Below are 18,044 nucleotides of genomic sequence, written 5' to 3' on the forward strand. Positions count from 1 at the left end.
GCCCCCCGCCGGGTGCCCCCGCCCGTCCGCCCCCCCCCCCCCCCCCCCCCGGGGGCGGGGGGGGGGGGGGGGGGGGGTGGGGGCGGGGGGGCGGGCGCCCCCCCCCCGGGGGGGGGCCCCCCCCGCCACAGTCATGAACCGAACATGGCCTGCTTGCCGGCCGGGCCGGTGCTCAGGAATCGAAACCCAGCCCGGCCGCGTCGAGCGTGCGCAGAAACAGGTTTCGGTGTCCCTGCCGATGGTCTGCTCGGTCGAGCGCCCACCGTGTGAGGCTGATACCGATACTCGTGATCGGCTCCGGCGGGAACGGAAGGGGCCGCTCGCGCACCATCTTCAGCTCGGTGAGGGGCGTCGGTTCACCCGAGAGCAGGTCGAGCAGCACGTTGGCGGCGAAGCGCGTCGCCCCCACACCCAGCCCGGTGAATCCTGCGGCGTGCGCCACACGCCCCCGGTGTGTCAGCCCGTAGAACGCCGTGAACTGGGTGCACGTGTCGATCGCGCCGGCCCAGCGGTGGCTGAACCGGACATCCTCCAGCTGCGGGAAGACGGCGAAGAAGTGCGAGGCCAGCCGCTCGAAGGTCTCGGGGCGGTCCTCGTACGCATCCTTGACCTTGCGGCCCGGGTGGTACACGGCGTCGTACCCGCCGTACAGGATTCGGTTGTCCCGCGTCAGCCGGGAGTAGTGAAACTGGTTGGCCAGGTCCGTGAGTCCCTGGCGGCCGCTCCAGCCTACGGAGGCCAGTTGTTCCTGAGTCAGGGGCTCGGTCACCAGCACGTAGTCGTAGACCGGCACCGTCATCAGGCGATTGCGGCGCAGCAGGGAACGGAACACGTTGGTCGCGAGGATCACCTTGTCCGAGCTCACCGTTGCCGACCCGGTCCGCACGTCGACCGTGTTCGAGGCCTTGTCGGTGCGGATGTCCACGACCGCCGAGTGTTCGTGGATCTCGACGCCGAGTTCGGCCGCGACGCGGGCGAGTTCCCGCGCCAGACGTGCGGGATGGAGCAGCGCACAGCCGGTCGGGTCGAGCGCGCCGCTGAGGAACAGCGGGCTGTGGATCTCCGACTGGACCGCATCACGGTCCAGTGCGTGCTCGGCACCCTGCAACCACGGGACCTGGTGCTCCTCGACAGCGACCGCGAGTGTGCCCGTGCGCTCCCAGTGGCAGCCCAGACCCAGATCGCTCACGTCCTGCTCGAAGGCATCGAGGTTCTGGTCACCGAGCTTGTGCAGGGTGTCGTACTCGTCGGGCCAGCGCGTCTGGCCGTTCTCCCTGCCATGGGTGAGGGAGGCCTCGCAGAAGCCGCCGTTGCGTCCCGAGGCCGCCCAGCCGACGGTCTCGGCCTCCAGGAGGACGACCCGGAGACCCGGATCGCGGCGTTTGGCGTGCACCGCCGCCCACAGTCCCAGGTAGCCGCCGCCGACGACGGTCAGCTCCGACTTGGTGGAGGCGGAGAGCGTCGGGTACCGCGGCTGCGCGCCCGCCTCTTCCAGCCAGTACACACCACTTCGAGCGGCGCCGAGGGCTCGCTCGACCACGCGGTGGTCAGGTGCGTTGCGTTCGTAAGCAGTCTGATGCGGTTTCACACTGTGCCCTGTTTCCTATGGAGCGTGGCCGTGGGGGTGCGGAGGCCGTCCCGGTCGGCGGAGCGCTGCACCGCAGGGCTGCCGAAACGGCGCGGCCCGCACCTCAGCCACTTGGCTTCAAAAGCGCCGGGACTTCTCGACGACGCCACGGGGCAGCTGGTAGCCCCACCAGTCGGCGACCATCGCCGGGCGCTCGGCGCCCTCGACCGTGAAGGTGCATCGCCGCAGCACCTTGAACCCGCCGTCCTTGGGTTCGACCGCGAGGGTCTCGAAGGTCGGCAGCACCCGGTCACCGATGTGCACCTGGGAGACGAAACGGACCTTGTCCAGGCCGTAGTTCAGTCCCCACATGGAGCCGCGGTCGTCCCCGAGCGCGAACTGGAGCACGGCGTCGGCCAGGGAAAGGAGGTGGAAGCCCTCGACGAGAGTCTCGGGGAACTCCGGGACGGCGCCTTCGGGGTAGGCACGGTCGACCCACGTGCCGCTCTCGAAGCGGTCCACGTCCTCACGGGTCACCACGAACGCCTCGCCGGTGATCACTTGGCCGACCACTGCCGGCGCCGGACTCGTGCCTTCGCTGCCTGGTGCGTTGGTCATTGGGCCTTCCTTCTCTCGGAGATGGGACGATCCCCACGAGGGATGTCGTATGACGCACCTTATATAACGTCGCGAATATCTCACAAGATGTCGCACCGCCGACGCTGCAGTGCCTGTCGAGCACTGCGGTGCGGGTTGAAGGCGACGAGGTGTGGATGCAGGTGTTACGAAGGCGGCTCCGAGCGCTGCGGAACCGGTCTGGGTGTCTCAGATGCTGTGCCTCACCGCTGTGCGGTGCCGGCCCGCTCACGGTCGATGCGGTGAAGAGGCTGGCGACATGGTCCAGGGCCTTCCGCGTGCGTATTGCCGCTGTCTGACAGCCACGGCCAGGTGATGCCGTCTGTGCGACGCCAGGGGGTTGACGCTGAGGGACCAGATCGCCCACGGCCCCCTGGACCTCACCCGAGCTGGCTGCTTCGCCGTCGACTTGTTCAGTGGCTGAGGTTCCCGCTGTTCCGGGTGATGGCCACAGCACATGTCAGTGGCGGACGGTCATGGATCGGAGAGTGTGGCACGGCGGAGCCCTGGTTGGTTCAGGGCTCCGCCCTCGCCACCTGGCGTGACAAGGCCGCGGTCAGCGCGCGCCGCCGTTGATGCAGAGGGTCTGGCCGAGAAGCAGGGCAGCCGCGCCGTCGTTCATGGGTGAGGCGTTGCCGGCGGTGACGGTGCCGTCGGGACGGAAGACGGGCTTGAGGGCGGCGAGCTTCTCGGCTGTGGTATCGGCACGGATCGACTCGTCGTGAGCCACGACCGTACCGGCGGGGCAGATGACGGGGACGGTCTCGGCGTCGAACAGGCCGTGCTCCCGGACCGCGGCTGCGAGCCGGTGGCTGCGCAGGGCGAACGCGTCCTGATCCGCGCGGCTGATGTCGTGACGGGCGGAGACCTCCTCGGCGGTCTCGCCCATGGAGAGAACGTGGTGCAGTTCCTTCATGCGCGGGTTGGTCATGCGCCAGCCGAGCTTGGTGTCGTGGATCTCCTGGTGGTGGGGGAACGCCTGGTCCGCACGCGGCAGGACGAAGGGCGCGCGGCTCATCGACTCGGAGCCGCCCGCGAGTACGACGTCGGCCTCGCCGGAACCGATGGTCCGGGCGGCCGCGGTGACGGCCTCCAGGCCGGAGGCGCAGAGGCGGTTCACGGTGGCGCCGGGGACGGAGTCGGGGAGGCCGGCCAGCAGGACGGCCATCCTGGCGACGTTGCGGTTGTCCTCGCCGGATTGGTTCGCGGCGCCCCAGTAGACGTCGTCGATTCGGGCCGGGATGAGGGATGGCACCGAGTCCAGGGCGGCGCGGATCGCGGTGGCGGCGAGGTCGTCGGGCCGGACGCCGGCGAGGGCGACGTGGCGATCGGAGCGCCGAACCGCTCGCGTTGGCCGGCGTACGTCACCGCCGCGTCGAGGGACGCCTGGATGATGCCGACACAGCCGGCAGCCACCGACATACGGCCCTTGGCGAGCGCGGACATCGCCACGGTGAACCCCTTGCCCTCGGGGCCCAGCATCGTGGACGCCGGGACGCGGACGCGGTCGAAGACCAGTTCCGCAGTCGGCTGGCCGCACAGCCCGAGCTTGCCGTGGACCGTCGTGCGGGTCAGCCCCACGGTGTCGGTGGGCACGAGGAAGGCACTCACTCCCCGGTGACCCGGTTCGCCCGTGCGCGCGAAGACCAGGGCGACCTCGGCCCAGGTGCCGTTGGTGATGAACATCTTGCTGCCGTCGATCACGTAGTGATCACCGTCCCGAACAGCCCGCGCGGTCAGGTTGCCGGCGTCCGACCCCGTACCGGGCTCGGTCGGTGCGAAGCAGCCGAGCGCGTCGCCCAAGGTCAGGCGGGGGAGCCACCGCGTCTTCTGTTCCGTGGTGCCCCAGTGGAGAACGGACTTGGCGACGAGGCCGAGCGACACGGACACCAAGCCGCGCACGGCGGACCCGTCGGCTTTCAGTGGCGCAGTAGGGGGCCTCTGGCGGGAGCCTCAGTCGGCGTGCGTCGACCCTCAAGCCCCGGGTGCGCCGTATTCTGCGGACGCTTCAGAGGCGGGCGGCGCCCGTTGAGGAAAAGGCGCGTGTCGACACCCCGCGCCCGCGAGGGCGAGGCCCCCTTCGCGGGCAGCTCTGACACGGCCTGCGAGAGGGGCACTTCTGCGTCCTCGCCCACCCGACATGCTGCTTGTCCGGGAAGCGGAGGTGTTTGGCGCCGTGCCAGGTGGATCACGCGCCGGTCCGGTGGCTTGTGGGGCGCACTTCAGGAGCGGTCACGCGTGGGAGCTACAGGAGGGCGCTCCGAGTAGGTTGCGACCGCAAGTGATGTTCAAATGTCCTCTGTGTACAGATAGTTCGCCCGATCGGCGCGAGGGTCTGGGTCGCAAGCGGTTGCTTCGGTGAAATGGCGGGTCCCGGCCACGGGGGGCCCGAGCGCAATGATTCGGTCGACCGGAATCGGGCCGATCGCTCCCTCCCTGAGGGTCTCCCAGACCAGGTCGGCAGCGGCCACGATCCAGCGGGCTTCGGTCTCCTTCAGTGTGCATGCCACTTCACGTGGCGTGTGATGAGGGTCTATGGGTATGGCTGTGGCGCCCGCCTCAACGACGGCAAGCCAGGTGATGGGCAGCTCGACTTGGTGGTGCAGCAGGATGCCGACCGCGTCGCCGGTCGTGACGCCAAGGCGCTCCAATCCGGAGCGGACCCGGGTGACCTCCTTGCGAAGCTCCCGCCAGGTAAGCGTGGGTCCGCCGCCATACGTTTGGACAAGAGCAGGTTGGTCGGCCCATTGCTCGGCTGCGTGATCGAGGGCTTCGGAGACGGTCCTGGCGGTCAGGCGATCGACATGTGCGTCCAGGGCGGCGGCCATGCTGGCACCTTTCACGGGAGGAGAATCGGGCGGGTGGTTTGGGGCGCGTGGATGTCGCTGTATCAGAGACGAGTGATGCCCCATTCCTGCCGGCACGGCGACGGGACTGCTGCCCCCACCCCTTTGCTGAAGAGTGGGTCCAGTTGAGCGCGCAGCCCTGCCTGCTGACGCTCCCGAACGGCGAGTGCGGCGGCGTCATGGCTGCCATGGGCAGAGCGCCTACCAGCAGAAACGGTCGGAGAGCTGCATCACTGCCGGGGAGTCCGGCCCCGGGCCCCGCGCCGCGTCGTCGGTGGCTACTGGTCGAGTCCGTTCCGAGAACCGGGGAGGAGTTCGGTGAGGCGGCCCGAGGGCGCGGCGGGGTACGGCAGGCGCCCTCGGGCGATGTCCTCCATCAGCGACGTGACCGTCTCGGCCGCGTCGAAGCGGTTGGCTCCGATACGTCCCCTCGGGCCGCGTCGGATCCAGCCGGTGCAGTACAGGCCAGGGAGCGGATCGCCAGTCACGGGGTCGGTGATCCGTCCAGCGCGGCTGGGAACGACGCCGGAAGCGGCATCGAAAGGCAGCCCAGCCAGCGGCCTGCCGCGAAAGCCGATCGCTCGGATGACGAGTGTGGTGCTGATCGTTTCGGTCCCGCCGTCGGGGCGTGCCAGCACGATGCCCGTCACAGCGTTCTCGCCGGCAAGCCGGACCGGCGCGAGACGATATCGCAGGGTGATCCGGCGGCGACCGGCGGGAACCCGCCCGGCCGCCTCCCTCACCATGGTGAGACGACGCAGGAGGTCGGAGGGCGGACGGCCGGCGGTGGTCAGCTCATGCTCGGTCGCCATCGCTTCGTCGGGCAGGGCCAGGAGGTCGACTTGGGCCAGATGGGCCAGGGCGGTGAGCTCGGCGGTGCTGTAGGCGGCCGAGGCGGGACCTCGCCGGGCGACGACAGTGACCTCCTCGACACTGCTTGCGCGGAGGGCGCGCAGGGCCCCGGGAGCGATCGGGGTGTCCTGGTGGGCCGAGGTGGGTCGGGTGAGGATGCGCGCGATGTCGAGCGCGACGTCGCCGTTGCCGACGACGACAGCGTGCCGGCCCGACAGGTCGAATTCCCGGTCGGCGAAGTCTGGGTGACCATTGTACCAGCCGACGAAGTCGCGGGCGGACACCGAGTTCGAGAGGTCTTCGCCGGGAACGCCCAGGGTCCGGTCGGCAAAGGCTCCGCCGGCCCAGATGACCGCGTCATGGTGCCGGCGGAGTTCGCTGATGCTGACGTCCCGTCCGACTTCGGTGTCGAACAGGCAGAGGACGTTGGGCCGTCGCAGGATCGGAGCGAACCGTTCGGACATACGCCTGGTCTCACCGTGGTCCGGGGCCACACCGAATCGGAGGAGCCCGTAGGGCACGGACATCCTTTCGATGAGGGTGACCTCGACGCCGCGGATCTCGCTGAGCTCACCGGCTGCGTACAGGCCTGCCGGACCGGAACCGACGACGGCGACCCGCAGGTGCGGTCGGCCCCGTGGCAGTCGTCGCCGGGTGAGTGGGGGTGGGGTGGTGTCCCGGATCGGATGCTCGGCGAAGTAGTCGGAGTTGATGCCGCGAAACCCATCCAGCTGAGCGGGAAGGTCGGCGTGGTGGATGATCGCGTTGACGGGGCATTCCTCCGCGCAGGCGCCGCACTCTATGCAGCTCGCGGGGTCGATGTGGAGCTGCTCTGCATTCGCGAAGCCGCCGTCGCCGGGGCGCGGATGGATGCACTGAACCGGGCACACGGCGACGCAGGAGGCGTCACTGCAGCAGTTCCGGGTGATCACGAAAGTCACAGCTGCCACCGGGCTTCGTACGGTCCCGCGGCGGTGGCCCGTGGGGGCGGAACGGGGGGGTTCAAGGTGTTCCTCCAACCTGTGTGTTCACGGCCCGAATCTCCGAATATCGAGATATTCGTTGCGTTACATAACGGGAAGCATACATACTCGGGGCGAGCCGAGATAGGCCTGCGGACGCAGGACCGGTCGGTGTGCGGCCCAAGGGCGCGGAGGAGTGCGATGAGCCAGGCGGACGTTGTAGTGGCAGGTGCAGGACTCGCGGGCCTTGTCGCAGCTCGCGATCTCGCTGAGGCCGGACTGGACGTCGTGGTGCTGGAGGCTCGGGACCGGGTGGGTGGTCGCACCTGGACGACGACCTTCGAGGCAGCCGGTGCCGTGGTCGATCTCGGCGCGGAGTGGGTGGCGCCGGGCCACCACGAGGCCGTGGTGCGGGAGGCGTCGAGGTACGGCATCGAGCTGGCTCTCGACCAGAGCAAGGAGCGGAACGACGTCGACCCGCTCGATCCAGCGGAGCGAGCCGGGTACGAGCATGCCTTGGCGCGGCTCGACGAAGACGCCTCGCTGATCGACTTCGACCGCCCCGATTGGTACCGCTCGGTGCAGCACATGGATGTGACCATGGCGCAGTACCTCGCGGACCTCGGCCTGGAGGGCCGCGCGAAGGAGACGCTCCTAGCGGAATCGTTCGCGCTCATGGGCGCGAAGGAGGACGACTACTCCGTCATCAGCCTGCTGCACGAAGTCAGCGGGTTCGGTGGCTCACGCTCCGCGTTCGAGGGTGAGTCCGCCAGGATCGCAGGAGGCGCTGACGGAATCTCCCGGGCGATGGCGCGAGAGCTGGGGCCCCGCGTTCGGCTCGGCCACCGGATCGAGACCATCGAACGCCGCGGCGATACCGTCGCCGTGGCGGGCGACGGATTCGCCGTGACCGCCGGCGCGGTGATCGTCGCCTTGCCCGTCAACGTCCTGCCCGGCCTCCGCCTGGACGTCGAGCTCCCGCCTGCCGCCGAACGAGTCGTGGCCCAGCGGCACGCCGGGCGGGCAGCCAAGGGCTGGGCGACGGTCTCGGGCCACGCGGCAGGCCTGCACTCCGGTGGGTGGCCCGACGCCGTGGAGGCATACGCGGTGTCCGGAGCGAGCCATGTGGCGGTGGCCTCCTTCGGCGTTGCCGAGCCGAGCCACGAGCAGGCGCTTGAGCGTGCCTGGGCCGCGTTGCACGCGCGGCACCCCGAGATCGGGCACACGGTGGAGACGCTGTCACACGACTGGGTCGGCGACGAACTGGCCCAGGGCACCTGGCACACGGCCAGGCCCGGGCAGGCCTCCGGCTGGCACGCACTAGCTCAGATGGCCGGTCCCTTCTTCTTCGCGGGTGGTGACCTCTCCCGCCGCTGGTTCGGCTGGATGGACGGGGCGATCACCTCCGGTGCCGACGCCGCGGTGCGCGCCGCCGCCTTCGTCCGCGGTCTTGCGGTACCGGAAGCCAGGGGATGAGAGGCCAGTCAGCGGTCGTCGGTTCCGTCGCCCGCTTGGACATAGCGGTGACCAAGGGATTCATGCTGCGGGAAATGCCGGCGCTCCAGGCAGAGCGCACCGGCATCGTCGGCAACAGGGAATTCTTCCTCGTCGACGTGGACGAGCGGCTGTACTCGGTTCCTCGGGACCCGGTCTTCCTGACCCATTGGACCGAGTACGACCCGTCCTCCCGCGTCTTCAGTGTGGGCCGCGGCGGGGTGACCCTCTGTGCCCAGGTCCTGCGAACCGTCGGCGACGCTCGCCCGTTCCGCCTTGACGATCGGACCACGGTGGGCCGGTGGGCGCCCGGCCCTTGGGACGACCTGCTGTCTGACCTCGCTGGCCGGGATCGGCGGCTGGTCCACTGCACCGAGCCGGGCGGAGGGCACGACGCCTACCCCGTGACCCTCCAGTCCACCGCGTCCCTGGCGGCGCTCGGCAGCGAGACCGACGGACGGCCCATCGACCCACGGCGGTTCCGGATCACCGTCACCGTGGAACAGAGGGAGGGCCATCCCCGGTGATTGATGCCACCCTGGAATCGTCCGCGCCGAACCAGGCGGAGGAGGCGTGGATCGGAAGAGGGGCGGATGCTTGTTCACCGTCACCTGGATCTGTCGGGTGTCCACAATCACCCGAGTCGTCGACCCTGCGACGACGGTTCCCGCAAGGGGACTGGCTCCGGCAAGGCATCAGCTGACAGCTCCCCGCGACAGGTCCGCTCCTACGCCGGTGCCCCAGCGAGTGAACACCTCACGTGACGATTGTTTGATGACCCGTCAGTAAAGTCAGCATTGGGTCAGCATTCGTCCGGCCAAAGCTGCCCACAGATGCCCACACATGGGAACCACGGACCCCCTTCGGGGACGCTGACGCGGCAGCATGCGGGGGCCTGTGCCACTGGAGGTCCCCATCGTGGGAAGGGCGACGGGGCGACCTCGAACTCCCTAGACACGCGGCCCTGTTTGCCCAGGTCAGCGCACCCTTCCCCGCGGTTTGAGGGGCGTGGCCGGCAGCTCCGGCGCGGGCAGCGGGTCCCCGTCGTAGCCCTTCACCTCACCGAAACGTGCCCCCTTCATCCAGTCCTCGCGAGCCTGTACGATCTCGTCCTGGGAGCGGGCGACGAAGTTCCACCACATGATCAGTTCCTCGGCGAAGGGCTCGCCGCCGAGCAGCATCAGCCCCGCGTCCGACTCGGCGCGCAGGGGGAGGTCGGCGCGGCCGCAGCCGAGGTAGAGCATCGAGCCGGGCAGCAGGGGCACGCCGTCCACGTGGACCTCGCCGGACATGGCCAGGACGCCGTACTCGAAGTCTGGGACCAGCGGCAGCCGTACGCCGGTGCCGCGGCGGAGGACGAGGTCGGCCCCGACGATCGGGGTGTACGTCGTGCCGGGCGAGGCTGCGCCGTCGAGGTCGCCGAGGATCACGGTGGCGGTGAGGCCGGGAGCCGTGACCGTCGGCAGCACCGGGTGGTGCTCGAAGCGGGGCGCGGTGTGCCGGTGCGGGTCCGGCAGCGCGACCCACAGCTGGGCGCCGTGCAGGAAGCGGGCGTGCGCCTTCGGGCTCTCCTCGGAGTGGCTGATCGCCCGCCCCGACGTCATCAACCCCAACTCGCGCGGGCGGACGGTCTGGAGGCTGCCGGTGGAGTCGCGGTGCAGCACCTCGCCCTCGTGGAGCCAGCTGACGGTCTGCAGGCCCATGTGGGGGTGCGGCGGGACCTGCATCCCGGGCTCGTCGGCGATGTCGTCGGGGCCGTAGTGGTCGACGAAGGCCCATGCGCCGATCATGCGACGGCCGAGGTTCGGCAGCAGTCGCCGCACCTCGGTCGCCTCTCCCAGCTTCACGTGCCGGGGGCTCAACAGCTCGCGGACGGGCTCGGCGACGACGAATCCGCGGCCGCCGCACACGCTGGGCACGGGGGCGCGGTCAAGGTTGCTCATGGCGGACAACCTAGCTGGCGCACACGGGCGGTGCCCGCCGAGCGGTGTTCCTCGGGGCGTCGCCACCCGTCACCGCTCAGCCGTCCGTCCCCGAGCGCTCGGCCGCCCGTACGCCGGGCCGCACGGAGGGGTCGTACGGACGGGCCGTACGGACGGGCCGTACGGTGGAGTGCGTCCGGCGTGGTGCGGCGTCCGGTGGGCCGGTCCGTGTCAGTCGGTCAGCGTGGCGGCCAGTTCCCTGCTGGCGCGGACGATCTCGTGGTCCGGTTCGTCGAGCAGGTGGCGCAGTGTGCCGCGCTCGGCGCGGACGGCGTGCCGGGCCTCGCGCTCCCATTCCACGTAGTTGTCGCGGCGGCGCAGGAGCTTCGGGTAGGCGGCGGCCGTGGTCTCCCACTGGTGGGCGGCGGCGATGCTCTTGAGCAGGTCGAGGATCTCCACCCGGCAGGTGACCTGCGGCAGCCGGACGAGTTCCCACAGGAAGGGCACGGTCGCCGCCGTGGCCTGGCCGACGACGAATCCGTACTGGCAGATGCGTCGGCGCAGTTGGCCGAGCGCGGAGCCGGCGGCGTCGGCGTCGCCGCGGGCGACGGCGGTCAGCAGGAACGGGATGGCCGCGGCGCAGCCGGTCGAGTCCTTGATCTCGGGCCACGGCACGTGGGCCAGGCGGTCGAGCGGTACATGGCGTGGGGGAGGAGTCATGGTCAGGTATGGGTACGGGTCGGCAGCATGGCCCACACGGTCTTGCCCCCGGGGAAGCGGCGGGTCCAGCCCCAGTGCTCCGCGAGGGCGTCGACGATGCGCAGTCCGCGGCCGTGCTCCAGCAGAGGGTCGACGGTGTGCGGGTAGACGGGTGGCTCGTCGCTCGGGTCGGTCACGGCGCACACCAGGTGGGAGCGGCGCAGCGTGAGCCTGAGCCGTACGTCCGTGTCGTCGGCCGGCATGTCCGGCAGGGCGTGCAGGACGGCGTTGGCGGCCAGCTCGGTGACGACGGTGAGCGCGTCGTCGGTGCAGTGGTCCAGGCGCCAGCCGTCGAGGGTGCGGTGGGTGAAGGCCCGTGCCCCGCAGAAGCCCTGGCGGCTGCCCGTGAGGTGCAGTGTGGCGGTTCTGGCCGGGTCGCGGACGGACTCGGGGCTCCGGAACTGCGCAGGTGATGACACGGCATCTCCCTGAGGCGACGTCAGGACGGTTCGACAGGACGGCGGTTGACGACACCGTTATTATCCACGCTGACGATGTCCTCGTGCAATTTCACGGGAAATTGCGCGTACTAGCGAGGAGAGTGCTGTGTCGTCAGTGCCGAACGGAGTGCGGGCGAACGAGCTGGACGTCCGCTGGATCAAGAGCAGTCACAGCAACGCCGAGGGCAACTGTGTCGAGCTGGCCGTGCTGGAGGGGGGAGGTGTCGCGGTGCGCAACTCCCGTGACCCCGAGGGACCGGCCCTGGTCTACACACCGGCCGAGGTGGCCGCGTTCGTCGCCGGGGCGAAGGGCGGGGAGTTCGACCACCTGTTGTAGGGCGGACGCCTGCCGTGGGACGGCTGTCCCGTGCGGGGCGGCCCCCTTGCCGTGGGGCATGCGTGCGGGTTCAACTCCTGTGCCCCGTGCGGCCGGAGGCCTTCGGATGCGATAATGCGGTCTGTCGTCTGCCGGTCAACGGGGAGTCAGGATGTCAGCCGAGTCGCCTCGTGCCTCCCGCCTCGAACCGTATCTGAACCGGGCCGAGCCTGCCCCGACCTTGCTGAAAATGCTGGTCGGTGTGCAGTTGGCGGGCATCCGGGAGGACGCCGGCTTCGCCCAGGAGCAGGCCGCGCGGGCCCTCGGGTTCAGCCCGGCGAAGCTCTCGCGGATCGAGGCGGGCAAGGGCCGCCGCCCGCCCACCGAGGCGGACGTCCGTGCCCTGCTGGAGCTGTACGGGACGGACGCGTACGAGGTGTCCGTGCTGCTTCGGTTGCTGCGGCGCGCGGGCGAGCCGGGCTGGTGGCAGCGGTACGACAAGCGGCTGATGCCCGAGTGGTTCGACCGCCTGGTCGGACTCCAGGAGGCGGCCACCGCGATCCGTACCTTCGAGATCCAGTACGTGCCGGGCCTGTTGCAGATCCCGGAGTACACGCGTGCCGTCGTGCAGCGCGGGCTGCCGACGGCGTCGGCGCGGGAGGTCGAGCGCCGGGTGGAGCTGCGGACGCGACGCCGCGAGCTGCTCGACCGGCCCGACGCACCGCAGGTGTGGGCCGTCCTCGACGAGTCGGTGCTGCTGCGCGTCCTGGGCGGCCGGGAGGTGATGCGCGAGCAGCTCACCCACCTCGTGGCGATGGCCCGGCGGCCGAACGTCACCGTCCAGGTCGTGCCGCTGGACGTGACGCACGCGTCCGCGCCGGCCATACCGGTGACCTACCTGCGGTTCGGCGGATCCGACCTGCCCGACGTGGTCTATCTCGAGCAGATCCGCAGCGCGACCTTCCTGGAGGACCGGGACGAGACGGAGGAGTACCGGGTCAGCCTGGACCGGCTGGCCGACGAGGCCCTCGACCCGCGGGAGTCCCTCGCGCTGCTGAAGGAGACGATGGAGCGGCGCTACCCGGCCCCGTGACCGGCTCCCCGCCCGGTTCAGGGCAGGCGGCCCACTCCGCCGAACTCGATCCACTCCTGGGTGAGCTGCCGGGGCGCCACCTCGGTGTCGGGCCGCCAGGTGGAGACCTCCACCAGCCCCGGATCCAGGACGTCCAGGCCCTCGAACAGCGCGGCGACGTCCTTCTCCTGACGCACCCGGCCCCAGTGGCCCTGTGTGGCCTGGTCCATGAAGTCGGTGACGAAGGCCCGGACCTCGGGGTCCTCGCTGACCAGCTGGCACATCACCAGGTAGCTGCCGGGTGCCAGACGCTCGACGACACGGCGGACCAGGGCCGCGGGGCCGTCGGTCTCGCTGTCCGGGATGCAGTGGAAGACCGAGTTGAACAGCACGGCCACCGGCTGCGAGAAGTCGATGAGCCGCCGGGTGTCGGGGTGGTCGAAGATCGCCTCGGTCTCACGCATGTCGGCGTGGATGACCGTGGTGCGCTCGTCCTGCTCCAGCAGGGCCCGGCCGTGCACGAGGACCATCGGGTCGTTGTCCACGTAGACCACGTGCGCGGTCGGGTCGACGCGCTGGGCGACCTGGTGCACGTTGTCCTGCGTGGGCAGGCCGGACCCGTGGTCGAGGAACTGGCGGATGCCGAACTCGCGGGAGAGCGTCCCGACGACCCGCTGGAGGAAGCGCCGGTTGTTCAGGGCGAGGGCGCGGGTGCTCGGGACGACCCTGTCGAGCTCCTCGCACGCCGCCCGGTCGGCGGCGTAGTTGTCCTTGCCGCCCAGATAGTGGTCGTACATGCGCGCGGCGGTCGGAACCGTGGCGTCGATCCTCGTGGTGAGCGGCTTGCCGGGCTGCATCTCTTCCCCCAGTTCCGAGGCGCGCCTTGGGCCGACGCGGTCGGCAACCCATCCTAGGGAAACGGCAATTGGCGATGCCACCCCTTGATCGGTGCTCCCCTGGGGACGATCGTGGAGGGGGCGGCGCCGGGGCCATCTTGGAACCCGACATCTTGGAACTGGACACCTTGGTACTGGACACCTTGGACTCTGACACCTTGGACTCTGACACCTTGGACTCTGACACTTTCGAGCCGGACAGCTTCGAGGGAGTACACCCGTGACGACCGTCTCCGCGCCGATCACCGCCGCCGACGTCCACGACGCCGCCGCCCGTCTCCGGGGCGTCGCCCACCGCACCCCCGTGCTGCGCTCCCGCACCCTCGACGGACGCGTCGGCGCGGAGGTGCTGCTCAAGTGCGAGAACTTCCAGCGCGTCGGCGCCTTCAAGTTCCGCGGCGCCTACAACGCGGCCTCTCGGCTGCCCCCCGAACAGCTCGCCCGGGGCATCGCCGCCTACTCCTCCGGCAACCACGCCCAGGCCGTCGCCCTCGCCGCCCGGGAGCTCGGCACCACCGCGGTGATCGTCATGCCCGAGGACGCGCCGCGCTCCAAACGGGAGGCGACGGAGAAGTACGGCGCCGAGATCGTGACGTACGACCGCTACACCGGCGACCGGGTCGCGATCGCCGAGGCCCTGGCCGCCGAGCGGGGCCTGGCCCTGATCCCGCCCTACGAGCACCCGCACGTCATGGCGGGCCAGGGCACCGCCGCGCTCGAACTCCTGGAGGAGGCAGGTCAGGTGGGCGCCCTGCTCGTCCCGGTAGGCGGTGGCGGGCTGATCGCCGGCAGCGCGACGGTCGCGAAGGACGGGGACCCGCGGATCCGGGTGATCGGCGTCGAGCCCGAGGCCGGAGACGACACCAGGCGGTCGCTGGCGGCGGGCCGGCGCGTGAGCATCCCCGTGCCGCACACGATCGCCGACGGCCAGGCCCTGCACACGCCCGGTGAGCTGACCTTCTCCGTGAACCGGCGGCTCGTCGACGCGATCGCCCTGGTCTCGGACGACGAGATCCGGGCGGCCATGCGGTTCGCGTTCGAGCGCCTGAAGATCGTCGTCGAGCCGAGCGGCGCGACCGGGCTGGCCGCCCTGCTCTCCGGCCGGACCGGCCCGTTGCCGGATCGGGTCGGCGTGATCGTCTCCGGCGGCAACATCGACGCGGAGCGGTTCGCGCGGCTCTGCGGCGGCACCTGACGCACGGAATCCGCGGCGAGGGCATCGGACCCGCGGCGCCCGCGGCGCCCGCGGCACCGGCGGCGCCTGCTGACGCACGGAAGCCGCGAAGGCCGCGCCCGCGCCACGGGCCCCCAGCGACGCCGCCCGCGCCACGGGCCCCCGGCACCGGCGCCCGAGCCACGGGCCCCCGGCACCGGCGCCCGAGCCACGGGCCCCTGGCGACGCCGCCCGCGCCACCGCCCCCGGGCAACGGCACCCGCGCCACCCCTGGTGATGCCGCCCGAGCCACAGCCCCCCCGTCACCGGCGCCCCCGCCACCGCCCCCCGCCCGTCGCCCCTCACCCCGATGGCGCCCCCCAAGATGCGGGCGGACGATGGACGGTGTACGCCCGGACCCCATCGGTGGTGTCCAGGCCGCCGGGGGGACCGGGCCGGCCGCTGTCGGACGCGGCCGGAAGGGAGGCGCGTCATGCTGGAAGTGAAGACGCTCGACAAACCGGACGAGCGGCGCGATTTCCCGCGCGGTCACCTCGAAGCCGTACACCTGTCCGGGCTGGACTTCGCCGTGGCGACCTTCGAGCCCGGGTGGCGCTGGTCGGAGTCCGTGGCACCGCTCGCGGGCACCGACACCTGCCAGGTCCACCACAACGGCTACGTCGTCCAGGGCCGTATGCACCTGCGCATGGACGACGGCGCCGAGCGGGAACTGGGCCCCGGCGACGTGTTCGTGTGCGCGCCCGGCCATGACGCCTGGGTCGTGGGCGACGAGCAGACGGTCGTGTACGACTTCGCGGGCCAGATGGCCAACGAGTACGCGAGGTCCGAGGAGGGCTGATCCGAGGAGGGCTGAGGGGTTCGGGCGGGCGCGGTCGGCCGTCCTGCGGCCGTCCCGGGCCTCGGGGAACCTCCCCGGGGGCACGGGCCCGGGAGGGACAGCAGGCCGTGACCGCGTCCCGCCCCTGCCGGGTGCGCTCGCGCGCGTCGGGTACCCGGTCGCCGAGCGGCGGTGACGGGCACCGCCCCGACCGGAAGGAGGACGCCGTGACCCAGCACGTACGGGACATCATGACCGCCGAGCCCGTGACGGTGGAGCCGCAGGCGTCGGTGTCGGCCGTGGCCAGGATCATGCGGGACGAGAACATCGGCGTCGTTCTGGTGACGGACCACGACGAGCTGCGCGGCCTGGTCAGCGACCGCGACCTGGTGGTGCGGGCCCTCGCCGAGGGCGGGGACCTGGAGCAGATGACCGTGGTCACCGCGTGCAGCGAGGACCTGGTCACCGTGAGCCCCGACGAGGACCTGGACCGCGCCGTCGAGATGATGCGCGAGCACGCGGTGCGCCGGGTCCCGGTCGTCGAGGACGGCCGGCCGGTCGGCATCGTCTCCCTCGGCGACCTGGCGATCGAACGCGACCCGGACTCGGCCCTCGGCGACATCAGCGGTGCCAGGCCCAACCAGTAGGGCGCGAGGTCCGAACAGGAGAGCGCCGGGCTCCACCGGGAGAGCACCGGGCCGGGCCGGCCCCCGTGTGACCGGTCCGGCCCCGGGAACCCGGCCCCCATGAACGAGCAGGCGGACATCCGCGGGTCGTACTGGCTGCACACCGCGCCCCCCGGTGCTCCGGCGCCCCCGCCGGAGGGGCCGCTCAGCGTCGACACCGCCGTCGTCGGCGCGGGCGTCGCCGGGCTCAGCACGGCGTGGGAGCTGGCCCGGCGCGGCCGGTCGGTCGCGGTGCTGGAGGCACACCGGATCGCGGCCGGCGTCACCGGCCACACCACGGCCAAGCTGACCGCCCAGCACACCCTCGTCTACGACCGCCTGCGGCGCACCCGCGGCCCGGAGGCCGCCCGGCTGTACGCCCGCTCCCAGACGGACGCCGTCCGGCACGCGGCGGAGACCGTCGAGGAGCTGGGGGTCGACTGCGAGTGGGAGGACGCCGCCGCCCTCACCTACGCCGAGGACCCGGCTCGCACCGCGCAGTTGGAGGCCGAGGCGGAGGCCGCGCGGGAGGCGGGACTGCCCGCCGAGTACGTGACGGAGACGGACCTGCCGTTCCCCGTCGCGGGCGCGGTCCGGGTCGACGGGCAGGCCCAGTTCCACCCGCGCAAATACCTGCTGGCGCTCGCCGAGGACATCCGCCGGCTCGGCGGCACCCTCCACGAGCACACCCGGGTCACCGCCCTCCACGAGGGCCGGCCCTGCGAGCTGACCGTCGAGTCCCCCGCGTCCGCGACGACGGTGACCGCCCACTCCGTCGTCGTCGCCACGCACTACCCGGCCTTCGACCGCGCCCTGCTCTTCACCCGGCTCTCCCCGCGCCGGGAACTCGTGCTGACCGCCCCCCTCGACGCCGCGAGGGCCCCGCGCGACATGTACATCACCCAGGAGCAGAACACGCGCTCGGTGCGCACTGCGCCCCTTCCGGACGGCCGGCGGCTGCTCATCGTGACCGGCGAACACTTCACCCCGGGCACGGGCGCGGACGTCGAGGAGCGCTTCGCACGGCTCGCCGGCTGGGCCACCGAACGCTTCGGCAGCCTGGAGTTCACCCACCGCTGGGCCACCCAGGACAACGACTCCACCGACTCCGTGCCGCTCGTCGGCCCCTTCCACCCCGGCAGCAGGCACGTGTACGTGGCGACCGGCTTCGGCGGCTGGGGGATGAGCACCGGCATCATGGCGGGCCGCCTGCTCAGCGAGCAGATCACCGGCCGCGCCTGCCCGTGGAGCGACCTGTACGACCCGCGCCGCGTCACGTCCGTCGTCCGCGAGGGCGCGGCCTTCCTCAAGCACCAGGCCGACGTGGCCCGCCACTTCGTCGGGGACCGCCTGCCGGCGGCGGCCGGTCCCTCGGTGGACGAGATCGCCCCCGGCGACGGCGCGGTGGTCAAGGTCGGCGGGGAGCGCCGAGCGGTCCACCGCGACGAGGCGGGACAGCTCCACGCCCTCTCCGCGCGCTGCACCCACCTGGGCTGCCTGGTGGCGTTCAACCGCGCGGAGCGGGCCTGGGAGTGCCCGTGCCACGGCTCCCGGTTCGGCGTGGACGGCCGGGTGATCCAGGGCCCCGCCCAGGAGCCGCTGGAACACCGCGACCTGTGACACCGC

16 protein-coding genes and 2 pseudogenes are annotated in these 18,044 nt (G+C 71.4%); 8 read left to right on the forward strand and 10 right to left on the reverse strand.

The genetic code is table 11. From position 1 onward, the window contains the following. Nucleotides 1-172: 172 nt before the first annotated feature. The 6 genes and pseudogenes from ACFYWQ_RS19635 to ACFYWQ_RS19660 all read right to left on the reverse strand — a co-directional run bounded on the left by ACFYWQ_RS19635 (nt 173) and on the right by ACFYWQ_RS19660 (nt 6,842). Nucleotides 173-1,540 carry an NAD(P)/FAD-dependent oxidoreductase gene (locus tag ACFYWQ_RS19635; protein WP_389518332.1) on the reverse strand — a complete coding sequence of 456 codons (1,368 nt, stop codon included), beginning with the start codon at nt 1,538-1,540 and terminating at the stop codon, nt 173-175. 165 nt (nt 1,541-1,705) lie between these two features. Next, nucleotides 1,706-2,185: a hypothetical protein gene (locus ACFYWQ_RS19640; RefSeq protein WP_389518080.1), complete on the reverse strand. Its 480-nt coding sequence runs from the start codon at nt 2,183-2,185 to the stop codon at nt 1,706-1,708. A gap of 589 nt (nt 2,186-2,774) precedes the next feature. Beyond that, a pseudogene (locus ACFYWQ_RS19645) lies at nt 2,775-3,608 on the reverse strand (acetyl-CoA C-acyltransferase); the annotation flags it as partial. After that, a pseudogene (locus ACFYWQ_RS19650) lies at nt 3,527-4,111 on the reverse strand (acyl-CoA dehydrogenase family protein); the annotation flags it as partial. The pseudogenes ACFYWQ_RS19645 and ACFYWQ_RS19650, both read right to left, overlap by 82 nt. 380 nt (nt 4,112-4,491) lie before the next feature. Next, complete coding sequence (locus ACFYWQ_RS19655; protein WP_389518081.1) at nt 4,492-5,031, reverse strand: AMP-binding protein; 540 nt, start codon at nt 5,029-5,031, stop codon at nt 4,492-4,494. Nucleotides 5,032-5,327: 296 nt separating this feature from the next. After that, on the reverse strand, nt 5,328-6,842 hold the full coding sequence (locus ACFYWQ_RS19660; RefSeq protein WP_389518082.1) for an FAD-dependent oxidoreductase: 1,515 nt from the start codon (nt 6,840-6,842) through the stop codon (nt 5,328-5,330). A gap of 222 nt (nt 6,843-7,064) precedes the next feature. Between ACFYWQ_RS19660 and ACFYWQ_RS19665 the strand changes: the two genes are divergently transcribed. Together ACFYWQ_RS19665 and ACFYWQ_RS19670 are read left to right on the forward strand one after the other, a co-directional pair. Further along, nucleotides 7,065-8,339 carry a flavin monoamine oxidase family protein gene (locus tag ACFYWQ_RS19665; RefSeq protein ID WP_389518083.1) on the forward strand — a complete coding sequence of 425 codons (1,275 nt, stop codon included), beginning with the start codon at nt 7,065-7,067 and terminating at the stop codon, nt 8,337-8,339. Beyond that, nucleotides 8,336-8,884 carry a hypothetical protein gene (locus ACFYWQ_RS19670; RefSeq protein ID WP_389518084.1) on the forward strand — a complete coding sequence of 183 codons (549 nt, stop codon included), beginning with the start codon at nt 8,336-8,338 and terminating at the stop codon, nt 8,882-8,884. Before ACFYWQ_RS19665 ends, ACFYWQ_RS19670 begins: the two co-directional genes overlap by 4 nt. 450 nt (nt 8,885-9,334) lie before the next feature. Here the strand turns inward: ACFYWQ_RS19670 and ACFYWQ_RS19675 are convergent, their stop codons facing one another. The 3 genes from ACFYWQ_RS19675 to ACFYWQ_RS19685 form a co-directional block, all read right to left on the reverse strand. Next, nucleotides 9,335-10,300 carry a pirin family protein gene (locus ACFYWQ_RS19675; protein ID WP_389518085.1) on the reverse strand — a complete coding sequence of 322 codons (966 nt, stop codon included), beginning with the start codon at nt 10,298-10,300 and terminating at the stop codon, nt 9,335-9,337. A gap of 210 nt (nt 10,301-10,510) precedes the next feature. Continuing rightward, nucleotides 10,511-10,999: a hypothetical protein gene (locus ACFYWQ_RS19680; protein ID WP_389518086.1), complete on the reverse strand. Its 489-nt coding sequence runs from the start codon at nt 10,997-10,999 to the stop codon at nt 10,511-10,513. A gap of 2 nt (nt 11,000-11,001) precedes the next feature. Further along, nucleotides 11,002-11,457: an ATP-binding protein gene (locus tag ACFYWQ_RS19685; protein ID WP_389518087.1), complete on the reverse strand. Its 456-nt coding sequence runs from the start codon at nt 11,455-11,457 to the stop codon at nt 11,002-11,004. A gap of 127 nt (nt 11,458-11,584) precedes the next feature. On the opposite strand from ACFYWQ_RS19685, the gene ACFYWQ_RS19690 reads away from it, so the two are divergent. Both ACFYWQ_RS19690 and ACFYWQ_RS19695 read left to right on the forward strand, forming a co-directional pair. Continuing rightward, nucleotides 11,585-11,815 carry a DUF397 domain-containing protein gene (locus ACFYWQ_RS19690; RefSeq protein ID WP_389518088.1) on the forward strand — a complete coding sequence of 77 codons (231 nt, stop codon included), beginning with the start codon at nt 11,585-11,587 and terminating at the stop codon, nt 11,813-11,815. Nucleotides 11,816-11,966: 151 nt separating this feature from the next. Then, nucleotides 11,967-12,887 (forward strand): helix-turn-helix domain-containing protein, encoded by a 921-nt coding sequence (locus ACFYWQ_RS19695; protein ID WP_389518089.1) that lies wholly within the window; start codon nt 11,967-11,969, stop codon nt 12,885-12,887. Between the two features lie 17 nt (nt 12,888-12,904). Here the strand turns inward: ACFYWQ_RS19695 and ACFYWQ_RS19700 are convergent, their stop codons facing one another. Next, complete coding sequence (locus ACFYWQ_RS19700; RefSeq protein WP_389518090.1) at nt 12,905-13,723, reverse strand: SAM-dependent methyltransferase; 819 nt, start codon at nt 13,721-13,723, stop codon at nt 12,905-12,907. Nucleotides 13,724-13,982: 259 nt separating this feature from the next. On the opposite strand from ACFYWQ_RS19700, the gene ACFYWQ_RS19705 reads away from it, so the two are divergent. From ACFYWQ_RS19705 to ACFYWQ_RS19720, 4 genes are all read left to right on the forward strand, one after another. After that, nucleotides 13,983-14,957: a pyridoxal-phosphate dependent enzyme gene (locus tag ACFYWQ_RS19705; protein ID WP_389518091.1), complete on the forward strand. Its 975-nt coding sequence runs from the start codon at nt 13,983-13,985 to the stop codon at nt 14,955-14,957. Nucleotides 14,958-15,408: 451 nt separating this feature from the next. Next, nucleotides 15,409-15,774 carry a cupin domain-containing protein gene (locus tag ACFYWQ_RS19710; RefSeq protein WP_389518092.1) on the forward strand — a complete coding sequence of 122 codons (366 nt, stop codon included), beginning with the start codon at nt 15,409-15,411 and terminating at the stop codon, nt 15,772-15,774. A 206-nt stretch (nt 15,775-15,980) separates the two neighbouring features. Beyond that, complete coding sequence (locus ACFYWQ_RS19715) at nt 15,981-16,400, forward strand: CBS domain-containing protein (RefSeq protein WP_389518093.1); 420 nt, start codon at nt 15,981-15,983, stop codon at nt 16,398-16,400. A gap of 99 nt (nt 16,401-16,499) precedes the next feature. Beyond that, the gene (locus ACFYWQ_RS19720) at nt 16,500-18,038 is read left to right on the forward strand and encodes an FAD-dependent oxidoreductase (protein ID WP_389518094.1); all 1,539 of its coding nucleotides are present in this window, start codon (nt 16,500-16,502) and stop codon (nt 18,036-18,038) included. Nucleotides 18,039-18,044: the final 6 nt, after the last annotated feature.

The organism is Streptomyces sp. NPDC003247 (genome assembly GCF_042888135.1).
Classification (GTDB): Bacteria; Actinomycetota; Actinomycetes; order Streptomycetales; family Streptomycetaceae; genus Streptomyces.